We start from the raw sequence: 14,493 nt of genomic DNA, 5'->3' as shown, positions 1-14,493 counted from the left end.
GGTAGGTTGGGAACACAAAGGGTCGTAGCTCAATTGGTAGAGCACTGGTCTCCAAAACCAGCGGTTGGGGGTTCGAGTCCCTCCGGCCCTGCTCCACACTCCTTCGCCGGATGTGTGCGCAGGTACGTACATCTATGCACCGCCGTGCGGCTCAACCGGGGCGCGGCACGGCCATGACCCGGATTCAGGTGAGAGACGTGACGGACGCCGTGGGCTCCATCGACATGCCTGACGCCGAGGACGAGACCCGCGAGAAGAAGGCCCGAAAGGGCGGCAAGCGCGGCAAGAAGGGCCCCCTGGGCCGTCTCGCGCTCTTCTACCGGCAGATCGTCGCGGAGCTCCGCAAGGTCGTTTGGCCGACTCGCAACCAGCTGACCACCTACACCACGGTCGTGATCGTGTTCGTGGTCATCATGATCGGTCTCGTTACCGTGATTGACTATGGGTTCCAGTCGGCCATCAAGTTCGTCTTCGGCTAGTCCCCGCGGAGGGCGGCACCTTGATGGGTGCCGCCCGTTTTCGCATGTTCCACCCCATTTTGTATCCAGGAAGAAGCAGCCACCGTGTCTGACCCGAACCTGAACGCGAGCCCCGACTCCGTCGAGTCCGTCGAGGACGCGCTCGACATCGTCGAGGCGGCGGACGCTGCGAACCCTGACGAGGCCGAGATCGCCGACGCCGAGGCCGGTGTCGCGGCCGAAGAGGCCGCCGTGCACGTCGAGGACGACGCCGAGACCGCCGAGGCTGACGAAGACGCCGCCGACGAAGACGCCGAGGCCGTCGAGGACGACGCCGACGAGGTGGACGCGGACGACGCCGAGGCCGAGGACGCCGAAGCCGGCGACGCGGACGCCGAGGTCACCGATGCGGACGAGGACGAGGCCGAAGAGCCCGCCGAGCCGGTCGACCCGATCCAGGCCCTGCGCGACGAACTGCGCCTGCTGCCCGGCGAGTGGTACGTGATCCACACCTACGCGGGCTACGAGAAGCGCGTGAAGGCCAACCTGGAGCAGCGCGCCGTCTCGCTGAACGTCGAGGAGTTCATCTACCAGGCCGAGGTGCCCGAGGAAGAGATCGTCCAGATCAAGAACGGCGAGCGCAAGAACGTCCGGCAGAACAAGCTGCCCGGTTACGTTCTCGTCCGCATGGATCTGACGAACGAGTCCTGGGGCGTCGTCCGCAACACCCCCGGCGTCACCGGCTTCGTGGGCAACGCCTACGACCCGTACCCGCTGACCCTCGACGAGATCGTCAAGATGCTCGCCCCCGAGGCGCAGGAGAAGGCCGCCAAGCTGGCCGCGGAAGAGGCCGGTCTGCCCGCGCCCGCCGTCAAGCGCACCATCGAGGTCCTGGACTTCGAGGTCGGCGACTCGGTCACCGTCACCGACGGCCCGTTCGCCACGCTCCAGGCGACCATCAACGAGATCAACCCGGACTCGAAGAAGGTCAAGGGCCTCGTCGAGATCTTCGGCCGCGAGACCCCGGTCGAGCTGAGCTTCGACCAGATCCAGAAGAACTGATCCGGTCCCGCCGGTCCAGCCCTTCTGACACACGCTTCCAGCCAGGTCAGATCGCCCCGAAAAGGGCGGTCTGACCTGCTGGGTTTTCAGCCCCGCCCTGATACCCGTTATCGTGGTGCGGTATGCCTCCATCCGGATGACCGGTTGGCGGCGAAAAACTCTCACAGGACCCGGAGAGAGCAATGCCTCCCAAGAAGAAGAAGATCACGGGGCTCATCAAGCTCCAGATCAAGGCCGGTGCGGCCAACCCGGCGCCGCCGGTCGGCCCCGCGCTCGGTCAGCACGGCGTCAACATCATGGAGTTCTGCAAGGCCTACAACGCCGCGACCGAGTCGCAGCGTGGCATGGTCGTGCCGGTGGAGATCACGGTCTACGACGACCGCTCCTTCACCTTCGTGACGAAGACCCCCCCGGCCGCGCGCCTCATCCTCAAGCACGCGGGTGTGGAGAAGGGCTCGGGCGAGCCGCACAAGACCAAGGTCGCCAAGCTCACCGGCGCCCAGGTCCGCGAGATCGCCACGCTGAAGATGCCCGACCTGAACGCCAACGACCTGGCCGCCGCCGAGAAGATCATCGCCGGCACCGCCCGCTCGATGGGCATCACGGTCGAGGGCTGATCCAGCCCCTCGCACGCCCCCAGTGGTAGGACCAGCGCTGGTCCGCACCACGACTCCACACCCTGCCACGCGGCGGAAGCCGCATGGTGTATCTGCAAACAGGAGCAGAAGTGAAGCGCAGCAAGACTCTCCGCGCTGCGGACGCCAAGGTCGACCGGGACAAGCTCTACGCCCCGCTCGAGGCCGTCCGTCTCGCCAAGGAGACCTCCGCGACCAAGTTCGACAGCACCGTCGAGGTCGCCTTCCGCCTGGGTGTCGACCCGCGCAAGGCCGACCAGATGGTCCGTGGCACCGTGAACCTCCCGCACGGCACCGGCAAGACCGCCCGGGTCCTGGTCTTCGCGACCGGTGACCGTGCAGCGGCCGCGGAAGCCGCCGGCGCCGACATTGTCGGCAACGACGAGCTGATCGACGAGATCGCGAAGGGCAACCGCCTCAACGAGTTCGACGCCGTTGTGGCCACCCCGGACCTCATGGGCAAGGTCGGCCGCCTCGGCCGCGTGCTCGGTCCCCGTGGCCTCATGCCGAACCCGAAGACCGGCACCGTCACGATGGACGTCGCCAAGGCTGTCACCGAGATCAAGGGTGGCAAGATCGAGTTCCGCGTCGACAAGCACTCGAACCTGCACTTCATCATCGGCAAGGTCTCCTTCACCGATGAGCAGCTCGTCGAGAACTACGGCGCGGCCCTGGACGAGATCCTGCGTCTGAAGCCGTCCGCCGCGAAGGGCCGCTACATCAAGAAGGCCGCCCTGAGCACCACGATGGGCCCCGGCATCATCCTGGACCAGAACCGCACCCGGAACCTCCTCGTCGAGGAAGACCCGGCCGCGGTCTGACCTGGCCGGGCCTGACGGCCCGCTGGTTGCCCGAACGGGCCTCGTTCTCCCTGCAGAGGGGGAGCGAGGCCCGTTCTCGCGTTCCGCCCCGAAAATCATGAAGAGATCATCCAAGCGCCCGATAGGGTAAAGATTCAATCAAACGATCATGCCGGGGACGGGGGTCCCGCCGTGGTCGCGCGCGAACGAGATCTTTCTTTTTTACGGGGAGTACGAGATGAACAAGGCTGTCTGGACGCGAACGGGTGCCGCCCTGGCGGGCGCCGCACTGCTCGTGGGCGGCCTCACGGCCTGTGGCGGCGACGAGGCCGACGCGGGCAAGGGCGGGACCACCGGGTCCAAGGGCGGTGAGGCGAAGGCCCGGACGCCCGCGGAGGCGGTGAAGGCGGCCTACCTCAAGACGGTGGCGGCCAAGTTCGCCAAGGCGGAGCTGTCGACCGTCGAGGCCGACGGCAAGACCTCGACCCAGTCCGGCTCCAAGGGCTGGTACCCGTCGAGCCACGACGTCATGATCAAGGGTGAGAGGCCGGCCGCCCGGTCGATCATGATCGGCGACCTCGTCTACACCAAGTCGGACAAGCCCGTACAGGGCAAGTCCTGGATGAAGATGAACCTCTCCAAGGACGGCAAGCCCGGTGTCCGGCTCAACGAGGACCCGGCCGAGTACCTCGCGATGACCCTGGGCCAGGAGGGCCTCAAGCACGTCGCGGCGGAGCGGCTCGACGGCGTGGACACCGAGCACTACAAGGCCGTCCTCACCCACGCGGACCTCGTCAAGGCGGACGATTCCAGCAAGGTCATGGAGGAGAAGAACCGCCAGTACCTCCACGAGTCGGTCCAGGAGGTCAAGTCGCTGGAGATCGACCTCTGGATCAGCAAGGACGGCTACCCCGTCCGCGTCGACACCGTCACGGCGAGCGGGGACGCGGGACCGTCCAAGACCACGGCGAAGTTCTCCGGGTTCGGCACGACGCCCGCGGTCCAGGCGCCGCCGGCGGGGGACACGGTGGCCTTCGACGACGTCATGAAGGGTGTCGACGACACCCTCAAGGACGTCGACAAGAGCCTGAAAGAGACCGACGACAAGCTGAAGGGCCTGGGTTACTGACCCGCGAGGCCGCTTCGGGGGCCACCGCCCGGGGCGCCGTCGAGGCGGTGCCCCGAGCGGATTTGCTCCGCATCGGGTGGTTCACGTACTCTTCCGGAGAAGCCAAAGACCGCTGGTCGTTGCCGTGCTCGCAAGAGGACGGCGGCCGAAGGATTCGCTAGCTGCGAACGACCTGCGCAGGTGTTCAGAGCAAAGTTCCCGGAATTCGTTCCGGTTGAGCCACGCCCCGAGCCCTGTGCCGGGGCGTTTTCGTTTTAGCCCCTTCTGAGCGGTCCTCATCACCCGGAAGGAGGCCGACGCTCTATGGCAAGGCCCGACAAGGCTGCCGCGGTAGCCGAGCTCACGGACCAGTTCCGCGACTCGAACGCCGCCGTGCTGACCGAGTACCGGGGTCTCACCGTCGCGCAGCTCAAGACGCTGCGTCGTTCGCTCGGTGAGAACGCCCAGTACGCCGTGGTGAAGAACACGCTGACCAAGATTGCGGCCAACCAGGCCGGGATCACCGCGCTCGACGACCAGTTCACTGGTCCGACCGCGGTCGCCTTCATCACCGGTGACCCGGTGGAGTCGGCGAAGAGCCTGCGTGACTTCGCCAAGGAGAACCCGAACCTCATCATCAAGGGCGGTGTCCTTGACGGTAAGGCGCTGACCGCCGATGAGATCAAGAAGCTTGCGGACCTCGAGTCCCGCGAGGTTCTGCTCAGCAAGCTGGCCGGCGCGTTCAAGGGCAAGCAGTCTCAGGCTGCCTCGCTCTTCCAGGCGCTGCCGTCGAAGTTCGTCCGCACCGCGGAAGCGCTTCGCGTCAAGCTCGCCGAGCAGGGCGGTGCCGAGTAATTCGGCTCGCGCACTGATCCACGCCGCCTAGTGCGTGGGTCGTAGCGGGCCGTTACGCCCGCCTCTCAATACATCCGGCACCTGCCGAATTAAGTGGAAGGATCGCCCATCATGGCGAAGCTCAGCCAGGAAGACCTGCTCGCCCAGTTCGAGGAGCTCACCCTCATCGAGCTCTCCGAGTTCGTGAAGGCGTTCGAGGAGAAGTTCGACGTCACCGCCGCCGCGGCCGTCGCCGTCGCCGGTCCGGCCGGCCCGGGCGCGCCTGCCGACGCCGTCGAGGAGCAGGACGAGTTCGACGTCATCCTCACCTCCGCCGGTGACAAGAAGATCCAGGTCATCAAGGTCGTGCGCGAGCTGACCTCCCTGGGTCTCAAGGAGGCCAAGGACCTCGTGGACGGCGCCCCGAAGCCCGTCCTCGAGAAGGTCGCCAAGGAGGCCGCTGACAAGGCTGCCGAGTCCCTCAAGGCCGCCGGCGCCGGCGTCGAGGTCAAGTAACACCTCTGAGGCCCTCACAGGGCCTCTGCGAAGGGCGATCACCCGTAAGGGTGGTCGCCCTTCGGCGTACCCGCGGTGCCTGATTTGCCCTGGTCTCGTTGGGGAGTAGGGTGATCTTCGTTGCTCCGTGACAGGGCCCGGTGATGATCCGCACGGAGCAGGGGGCCTTGACGAACGGCACGCGGCGCGCAATTCTCAGAGCCGTTGCCAGCTTGGACCAGCCGATCCGTATCCCGAGGCATGGATCGGTTACAAAGAGGGCAGTACTGATACGCGCTCTGTGTGCGAGGGCCGCAGCATTACCAACAAGGGGAAGGCCTGTTGCCGGACTCCAGAAGGCTGGTCTGGACATCAGTGAGCCAAGTGGCTACACTGACCCTTTGCGCTGCCTGTTAGCTGCCCCCTGCCCGTCGCCAGGGGCATACCTACGCTAGAGCACACCTGACTGATCACCCTGACCTGGTTCTTTGGACCGGATAGGGGAAGTTCGTCTTCTGTGTCAGCTGGGACCGGTACGCGCGTAGTGAGTCCGAGCCCTCGGAAGGACCCCCTCTTGGCCGCCTCGCGCAACGCCTCGACCAATACGAACAACGGTGCCAGCACCGCCCCGCTGCGCATCTCCTTTGCAAAGATCAAGGAGCCTCTCGAGGTTCCGAACCTCCTGGCGCTGCAGACCGAAAGCTTTGACTGGCTGCTCGGTAACGCCGCCTGGAAGTCTCGCGTCGAGTCGGCTTTGGAGAGCGGACAGGACGTCCCCACCAAGTCCGGTCTGGAAGAGATCTTCGAGGAGATCTCGCCGATCGAGGACTTCTCCGGGTCGATGTCGCTGACCTTCCGCGACCACCGTTTCGAACCCGCGAAGAACTCCGTCGACGAGTGCAAGGACCGCGACTTCACGTTCGCGGCGCCGCTGTTCGTCACGGCCGAGTTCACCAACAACGAGACTGGCGAGATCAAGTCCCAGACGGTCTTCATGGGCGACTTCCCGCTGATGACCAACAAGGGCACCTTCGTCATCAACGGCACCGAGCGTGTCGTGGTGTCGCAGCTCGTCCGTTCTCCCGGTGTCTACTTCGACTCCTCCATCGACAAGACGTCCGACAAGGACATCTTCTCCGCCAAGATCATCCCGTCCCGGGGTGCCTGGCTGGAGATGGAGATCGACAAGCGCGACATGGTCGGTGTCCGCATCGACCGCAAGCGCAAGCAGTCCGTCACCGTTCTCCTGAAGGCTCTCGGTTGGACCACCGAGCAGATCCTGGAGGAGTTCGGCGAGTACGAGTCCATGCGCGCCACCCTGGAGAAGGACCACACCCAGGGTCAGGACGACGCGCTGCTCGACATCTACCGCAAGCTGCGTCCGGGCGAACCGCCGACCCGTGAGGCCGCGCAGACGCTGCTCGAGAACCTCTACTTCAACCCGAAGCGTTACGACCTCGCCAAGGTCGGCCGCTACAAGGTCAACAAGAAGCTCGGCGCCGACGAGCCGCTCGACGCCGGTGTGCTGACGACGGACGACGTCATCGCCACCATCCGCTACCTGGTCAAGCTGCACGCCGGCGAGACCGAGACGGTGGGCGAGTCGGGCCGTCCGATCGTCGTCGAGACCGACGACATCGACCACTTCGGCAACCGTCGTCTGCGCAACGTCGGCGAGCTCATCCAGAACCAGGTCCGCACGGGTCTGGCTCGTATGGAGCGCGTCGTGCGCGAGCGCATGACCACGCAGGACGTCGAGGCGATCACGCCGCAGACCCTGATCAACATCCGGCCGGTCGTCGCCTCCATCAAGGAGTTCTTCGGCACCAGCCAGCTGTCGCAGTTCATGGACCAGAACAACCCGCTGTCGGGTCTCACCCACAAGCGCCGCCTGTCGGCGCTCGGTCCGGGTGGTCTGTCCCGTGAGCGGGCCGGCTTCGAGGTCCGAGACGTTCACCCGTCGCACTACGGCCGCATGTGCCCGATCGAAACCCCTGAAGGCCCGAACATCGGTCTGATCGGTTCGCTCGCGTCCTACGGCCGCGTCAACGCGTTCGGTTTCGTCGAGACCCCGTACCGCAAGGTCGTCGAGGGCGTCGTCACCGACGACGTCGACTACCTGACGGCCGACGAGGAAGACCGCTTCGTCATCGCCCAGGCCAACGCCGGCCTGAGCGACGAGATGCGCTTCACCGAGAACCGCGTGCTGGTCCGCCGTCGTGGTGGCGAGATCGACTACATCGCCGGTGACGACGTCGACTACATGGACGTCTCCCCGCGCCAGATGGTGTCCGTCGCGACCGCGATGATCCCCTTCCTGGAGCACGACGACGCCAACCGCGCCCTCATGGGCGCGAACATGATGCGCCAGGCCGTTCCGCTCATCAAGGCGGAGGCGCCGCTCGTCGGCACCGGCATGGAGTACCGCTGCGCCGTCGACGCCGGTGACTCGATCAAGGCGGAGAAGGACGGTGTCGTCCAGGAGGTCTCGGCCGACTACATCACCGTCGCGAACGACGACGGTACGTACACCACGTACCGCGTCGCGAAGTTCTCCCGCTCGAACCAGGGCACCTCGGTCAACCAGAAGGTCATCGTCAACGAGGGTGACCGCATCATCGAGGCGCAGGTCCTCGCCGACGGTCCGGCGACCGAAGAGGGCGAAATGGCCCTCGGCAAGAACCTGCTCGTCGCGTTCATGCCCTGGGAAGGTCACAACTACGAGGACGCGATCATCCTGTCGCAGCGCCTCGTACAGGACGACGTCCTCTCCTCGATCCACATCGAGGAGCACGAGGTCGACGCCCGTGACACCAAGCTGGGCCCCGAGGAGATCACCCGGGACATCCCGAACGTCTCCGAGGAGGTCCTCGCGGACCTCGACGAGCGCGGCATCATCCGCATCGGTGCGGACGTCGTCGCGGGCGACATCCTGGTCGGCAAGGTCACGCCCAAGGGCGAGACCGAGCTGACCCCGGAAGAGCGCCTGCTCCGCGCGATCTTCGGTGAGAAGGCCCGCGAGGTGCGCGACACCTCGCTCAAGGTCCCCCACGGTGAGATCGGCAAGGTCATCGGCGTCCGCGTCTTCGACCGCGAAGAGGGCGACGAGCTTCCCCCGGGCGTGAACCAGCTGGTCCGCGTCTACGTCGCCCAGAAGCGCAAGATCACCGACGGTGACAAGCTCGCCGGCCGCCACGGCAACAAGGGTGTCATCTCCAAGATCCTTCCGATCGAGGACATGCCCTTCCTTGAGGACGGCACGCCGGTCGACATCATCCTGAACCCGCTGGGTGTCCCGTCCCGAATGAACCCGGGACAGGTTCTGGAGATCCACCTCGGCTGGCTCGCCAGCCGCGGCTGGGACGTCTCCGGCCTCGGCGAGGAGTGGGCCGAGCGGCTGAAGGCCATCGGCGCCGACCGCGTCGAGCCCGGCACGAACGTCGCCACCCCGGTGTTCGACGGTGCCCGCGAGGACGAGCTGACCGGCTTGTTCGAGCACACCATCCCGAACCGCGACGGCGACCGCCTGGTCCTGCCCTCCGGCAAGGCGCACCTGTTCGACGGCCGCTCCGGCGAGCCGTTCCCGGAGCCGGTCTCGGTCGGCTACATGTACATCCTCAAGCTCCACCACCTGGTCGACGACAAGCTCCACGCTCGGTCGACCGGTCCGTACTCGATGATCACGCAGCAGCCGCTGGGTGGTAAGGCGCAGTTCGGTGGCCAGCGCTTCGGTGAGATGGAGGTGTGGGCGCTCGAGGCTTATGGCGCCGCTTACGCCCTCCAGGAGCTGCTGACCATCAAGTCCGATGACGTCACCGGCCGCGTGAAGGTGTACGAGGCCATCGTCAAGGGCGAGAACATCCCCGAGCCGGGCATTCCCGAGTCCTTCAAGGTGCTCATCAAGGAAATGCAGTCGCTCTGCCTCAACGTGGAGGTGCTGTCCTCGGACGGCATGTCCATCGAGATGCGCGACACCGACGAGGACGTCTTCCGCGCGGCGGAGGAGCTCGGTATCGACCTGTCCCGGCGTGAGCCGAGCAGCGTCGAAGAGGTCTGACGGGCCTGACGGGGGGCTCGCTCAAGAGCCCCCCGTCATCCCCGGGACCGTTCAGACCATGATTGAGACTCGACCCCGAAAGAGGGATTGACGCACAGTGCTCGACGTCAACTTCTTCGACGAGCTGCGGATCGGCCTTGCCACCGCGGACGACATCCGAACCTGGTCCCACGGCGAGGTCAAGAAGCCGGAGACCATCAACTACCGCACGCTCAAGCCCGAGAAGGACGGACTCTTCTGCGAGAAGATCTTCGGTCCGACCCGGGACTGGGAGTGCTACTGCGGCAAGTACAAGCGTGTCCGCTTCAAGGGCATCATCTGTGAGCGCTGTGGCGTCGAAGTCACGCGCGCCAAGGTGCGTCGCGAGCGGATGGGCCACATCGAGCTCGCCGCTCCCGTCACCCACATCTGGTACTTCAAGGGCGTTCCGTCGCGTCTTGGCTACCTGCTGGACCTCGCGCCGAAGGACCTCGAAAAGGTCATCTACTTCGCCGCGTACATGATCACGTTCGTGGACGACGAGCGCCGCACCCGCGACCTCCCGTCGCTGGAGGCCCACGTCTCCGTCGAGCGCCAGCAGATCGAGAACCGCCGCGACGCGGACCTCGAAGGCCGCGCCAAGAAGCTCGAGACCGACCTGGCCGAGCTCGAGGCCGAGGGCGCGAAGGCCGACGTGCGCCGCAAGGTGCGCGAGGGTGCCGAGCGCGAGATGAAGCAGCTGCGCGACCGTGCGCAGCGCGAGATCGACCGTCTGGACGAGGTCTGGTCGCGCTTCAAGAACCTCAAGGTCCAGGACCTCGAGGGCGACGAGCTGCTCTACCGCGAGCTGCGTGACCGCTTCGGCACGTACTTCGACGGTTCGATGGGTGCCGCGGCGCTGCAGAAGCGCCTGGAGTCCTTCGACCTCGAGGAAGAGGCCGAGCGCCTCCGCGAGATCATCCGTACCGGCAAGGGCCAGAAGAAGACCCGCGCGCTCAAGCGCCTCAAGGTCGTCTCCGCGTTCCTGCAGACCAGCAACAGCCCCAAGGGCATGGTGCTGGACTGCGTGCCGGTGATCCCGCCGGACCTGCGTCCGATGGTGCAGCTGGACGGTGGCCGCTTCGCGACCTCCGACCTGAACGACCTGTACCGCCGCGTGATCAACCGCAACAACCGCCTGAAGCGCCTTCTCGACCTCGGTGCCCCCGAGATCATCGTGAACAACGAGAAGCGCATGCTTCAGGAGGCCGTCGACGCCCTCTTCGACAACGGTCGTCGTGGTCGTCCGGTGACCGGTCCCGGCAACCGCCCCCTGAAGTCCCTGAGCGACATGCTCAAGGGCAAGCAGGGTCGCTTCCGCCAGAACCTCCTCGGCAAGCGCGTGGACTACTCCGCGCGTTCCGTGATCGTCGTCGGTCCGCAGCTGAAGCTGCACCAGTGCGGTCTGCCGAAGGCCATGGCGCTGGAGCTCTTCAAGCCGTTCGTGATGAAGCGCCTGGTCGACCTGAACCACGCGCAGAACATCAAGTCGGCGAAGCGCATGGTCGAGCGCGGCCGTACGGTCGTCTACGACGTGCTCGAAGAGGTCATCGCCGAGCACCCGGTGCTGCTGAACCGTGCGCCCACGCTGCACCGTCTCGGCATCCAGGCCTTCGAGCCCCAGCTGGTCGAAGGCAAGGCCATCCAGATCCACCCGCTCGTCTGCACCGCGTTCAACGCGGACTTCGACGGTGACCAGATGGCCGTGCACCTCCCGCTCTCCGCGGAGGCGCAGGCCGAGGCCCGCATCCTGATGCTGTCCTCGAACAACATCCTCAAGCCCGCCGACGGCCGGCCGGTCACGATGCCGACCCAGGACATGGTCCTCGGTCTGTTCTTCCTGACCACCGACGGCGACCTCCGTGACACCAAGGGCGAGGGCCGCGCGTTCGGCTCCACGGCCGAGGCGACCATGGCGTTTGACAACGGCGAGCTCGCGCTCCAGTCGCAGGTCGACATCCGCTTCCCGGTGGGCACCATCCCGCCGCGCGGCTGGGTGCCGCCGGTCGCGGAAGAGGGCGAGCAGGAGTTCCAGCCGGGCGACAGCTTCCGTCTGCGCACCTCCCTGGGCCGCGCGCTCTTCAACGAGCTGCTGCCCGAGGACTACCCGTTCGTCGACTACTCGGTGGGCAAGAAGCAGCTCTCCGAGATCGTCAACGACCTGGCCGAGCGCTACCCCAAGGTCATCGTGGCGGCGACGCTCGACAACCTGAAGGCGGCGGGCTTCCACTGGGCGACCCGTTCGGGCGTCACCGTGGCCATCTCCGACGTCGTCGTGCCCGAGGCCAAGAAGGCCATCGTCAAGGGCTACGAGGAGCAGGACGAGAAGGTCCAGAAGCAGTACGAGCGCGGCCTGATCACCAAGGACGAGCGCACGCAGGAGCTCATCGCGATCTGGACCAAGGCGACCAACGAGGTTGCCGAGGCGATGAACGCGAACTTCCCCAAGACGAACCCCATCTTCATGATGGTTGACTCGGGTGCCCGAGGAAACATGATGCAGATGCGACAGATCGCCGGTATGCGTGGTCTGGTGTCGAACGCGAAGAACGAGACCATCCCGCGTCCCATCAAGGCCTCGTTCCGTGAGGGCCTCACCGTTCTGGAGTACTTCATCTCCACGCACGGTGCCCGTAAGGGTCTGGCGGACACCGCCCTGCGTACCGCCGACTCGGGTTACCTCACCCGTCGTCTGGTGGACGTCTCGCAGGACGTCATCATCCGCGAGGAGGACTGCGGTACCGAGCGCGGTCTGAAGCTCAAGATCGCCGTTCGGGACGAGACCGGTGTCCTGCGCAAGGCCGACGACGTCGAGACCTCGATCTACGCCCGCATGCTGGCCGAGGACGTCGTCATCGACGGCAAGGTCATCGCGCCGGCCAACGTCGACCTCGGTGACGTCCTGATCGACGCCCTGGTCGCCAACGGCGTCGAGGAGGTCAAGACCCGCTCGGTCCTGACCTGTGAGTCCGCGGTCGGCACCTGTGCCTTCTGCTACGGACGCTCGCTCGCCACCGGCAAGCTGGTCGACATCGGTGAGGCGGTCGGCATCATCGCCGCCCAGTCCATCGGTGAGCCCGGTACCCAGCTGACGATGCGTACCTTCCACACCGGTGGTGTGGCCGGTGACGACATCACGCAGGGTCTGCCGCGTGTCGTCGAGCTCTTCGAGGCCCGTACCCCGAAGGGTGTCGCCCCGATCTCCGAGGCCGCCGGCCGCGTGCGGATCGAGGAGACCGAGAAGACCAAGAAGATCGTCATCACGCCGGACGACGGTGCCGAGGAGACGGCGTTCCCGATCTCCAAGCGCGCCAAGGTCCTCGTGCACGAGGGTGACCACGTCGAGGTGGGCCAGAAGCTCACCGCGGGTGCCACCAACCCGCACGACGTGCTGCGCATCCTCGGTCAGCGCGCGGTGCAGGTCCACCTGGTCGGCGAAGTCCAGAAGGTCTACAACTCGCAGGGCGTGTCGATCCACGACAAGCACATCGAGATCATCATCCGGCAGATGCTGCGCCGCGTGACGATCATCGAGTCCGGCGACGCGGAGCTGCTTCCGGGCGAGCTGGTCGAGCGGTCGAAGTTCGAGACCGAGAACCGTCGCGTGGTCACCGAGGGCGGTCACCCCGCCTCCGGCCGTCCGCAGCTGATGGGTATCACCAAGGCCTCGCTCGCGACCGAGTCGTGGCTGTCGGCGGCGTCCTTCCAGGAGACGACCAGGGTTCTGACGGACGCGGCGATCAACGCCAAGTCCGACTCCCTGATCGGCCTCAAGGAGAACGTCATCATCGGTAAGCTCATCCCGGCCGGTACGGGTCTGTCCCGCTACCGCAACATCCGGGTCGAGCCGACCGAGGAAGCCAAGGCCGCGATGTACTCGGCCGTCGGCTACGACGACATCGACTACTCGCCGTTCGGCACGGGCTCCGGCCAGGCCGTCCCGCTGGAGGACTACGACTACGGCCCGTACAACGGCTGAGTCGCGGCACCGCAGTAGGCAGTAGGCAGTAACCGCAGGGCGGTCACCCGAGAGGGTGACCGCCCTGCGGCGTTGTGGGGTCCAGGTACGGCTGGAGGTGGTGGAGCCGGGTCCGGTGGTCGGGGTGGCTCGACAGGAGGCGGGACAGGAGCCGGGTTGCCTCCGGGCCGCCGCTTGCTTCCTCGTCCAGCGAGCGGCGCAGCAGGGCGGCCAGCATCGGCGCGAAGCCGAGGCCCGCGGCGTGCGCGTCGGCGCGCAGCTCGGCCCGGCGCCCGACCGCCGCCGCCAGCCAGGGGAGGGCGAGCAGGAGCAGCGGCAGCCCGTAGGTCGCGGCCAGGGTGCGGTACGCCAGATAACCGCCGAGCGCGAGGACCACGAGGGTGGCGGTGGGGGAGAGGGCGCGGGCGGCCCGGACCCGCACGCGGGCCAGCGCCTGTCGGCAGGCCCGCGCGGGGAGCCCGTACCACTGCCCGAGCAGCCCGGCCCATGCGTGGCCGCCGGTGTGGTGGCCCAGCTCGTGGGCGAGTACGGCGGCCAGCTGGGAGCGGGGCAGCCGCTCCAGCGCATGCCGGGTGACCCCCACGATGTGCCCGGCGGCGGCGAACGCGTTGAGGTCGTCGCTGTCCTCGATCCACAGTTGGTAGCGGCCGCCGTCGACGCCGGCGCGGGCGGTGACCTCGCGCCACACCGGGGCGAGCACGGCCAGTTCATGGGGGAGCGGCCGGTGCAGCCGCAGCAGGTGCTTGGCGATGCGCTCTTCGGTGGGCCGGTGGAAGACGAGCGCGCCGGAGCCCGCCCAGAGCCCGACCGTGGCCCAGGCGGGCGGTCCGAGCCAGGCCTCCAGGGCGAGCGCCGCGGCCCCCACGAGCACGAGACCGAGCAGGAAGCCGGGCAGGTGCAGCGCGAGCCGCAGCCAGGCGGTGCCGTCGAGGCCGCGCTGGCGGGCCCGATAGGTGACCCGGGTGCCGGGAGCGTGGCGGTAGGCGAGGTCGTCGGCCGGTCGGTGGTCCGGCGCGGGGTCGGACAGCGGGTCCATGGGAGGTCTCC

At 66.8% G+C, this 14,493-nt stretch carries 10 protein-coding genes and 1 tRNA gene; 10 read left to right on the top strand and 1 reads right to left on the bottom strand.

Annotated features, from left to right (window positions below; genetic code table 11):
- The first annotated feature begins 18 nt into the window (after window positions 1–18).
- From AC0693_RS03465 to AC0693_RS03420, 10 genes are all read left to right on the top strand, one after another.
- A tRNA-Trp gene (locus tag AC0693_RS03465) sits at window positions 19–91 on the top strand.
- 97 nt (window positions 92–188) lie between these two features.
- Complete coding sequence (secE, locus tag AC0693_RS03460) at window positions 189–479, top strand: preprotein translocase subunit SecE (RefSeq protein WP_356412950.1); 291 nt, start codon at window positions 189–191, stop codon at window positions 477–479.
- 84 nt (window positions 480–563) lie between these two features.
- Window positions 564–1,520: a transcription termination/antitermination protein NusG gene (gene nusG / locus AC0693_RS03455; RefSeq protein ID WP_478800849.1), complete on the top strand. Its 957-nt coding sequence runs from the start codon at window positions 564–566 to the stop codon at window positions 1,518–1,520.
- A gap of 182 nt (window positions 1,521–1,702) precedes the next feature.
- Window positions 1,703–2,137, top strand: a complete 435-nt coding sequence (gene rplK / locus AC0693_RS03450) for a 50S ribosomal protein L11 (RefSeq protein ID WP_283452383.1) — start codon at window positions 1,703–1,705, stop codon at window positions 2,135–2,137.
- Window positions 2,138–2,247: 110 nt separating this feature from the next.
- Window positions 2,248–2,976: a 50S ribosomal protein L1 gene (gene rplA / locus AC0693_RS03445; RefSeq protein ID WP_330332007.1), complete on the top strand. Its 729-nt coding sequence runs from the start codon at window positions 2,248–2,250 to the stop codon at window positions 2,974–2,976.
- Window positions 2,977–3,193: 217 nt separating this feature from the next.
- Complete coding sequence (locus tag AC0693_RS03440; RefSeq protein WP_478800848.1) at window positions 3,194–4,084, top strand: SCO4651 family lipoprotein; 891 nt, start codon at window positions 3,194–3,196, stop codon at window positions 4,082–4,084.
- A gap of 303 nt (window positions 4,085–4,387) precedes the next feature.
- Window positions 4,388–4,918: a 50S ribosomal protein L10 gene (gene rplJ / locus AC0693_RS03435; protein ID WP_356412955.1), complete on the top strand. Its 531-nt coding sequence runs from the start codon at window positions 4,388–4,390 to the stop codon at window positions 4,916–4,918.
- Window positions 4,919–5,029: 111 nt separating this feature from the next.
- A complete protein-coding gene (rplL, locus tag AC0693_RS03430) occupies window positions 5,030–5,413 on the top strand; it encodes a 50S ribosomal protein L7/L12 (RefSeq protein WP_356412957.1) in 384 nt (127 codons plus the stop codon).
- Between the two features lie 553 nt (window positions 5,414–5,966).
- A complete protein-coding gene (rpoB, locus tag AC0693_RS03425) occupies window positions 5,967–9,449 on the top strand; it encodes a DNA-directed RNA polymerase subunit beta (protein WP_356412959.1) in 3,483 nt (1,160 codons plus the stop codon).
- Window positions 9,450–9,546: 97 nt separating this feature from the next.
- Complete coding sequence (locus AC0693_RS03420; protein ID WP_356412961.1) at window positions 9,547–13,446, top strand: DNA-directed RNA polymerase subunit beta'; 3,900 nt, start codon at window positions 9,547–9,549, stop codon at window positions 13,444–13,446.
- 43 nt (window positions 13,447–13,489) lie between these two features.
- Here AC0693_RS03420 and AC0693_RS03415 read toward each other — a convergent pair whose 3' ends face one another.
- Window positions 13,490–14,482: a M48 family metalloprotease gene (locus tag AC0693_RS03415; RefSeq protein ID WP_478800847.1), complete on the bottom strand. Its 993-nt coding sequence runs from the start codon at window positions 14,480–14,482 to the stop codon at window positions 13,490–13,492.
- Between the last annotated feature and the right edge of the window lie 11 nt (window positions 14,483–14,493).

It is taken from the genome of Streptomyces sp. NPDC043876, assembly GCF_056435825.1.
This window is presented reverse-complemented; position numbering and strand designations above follow the sequence as displayed.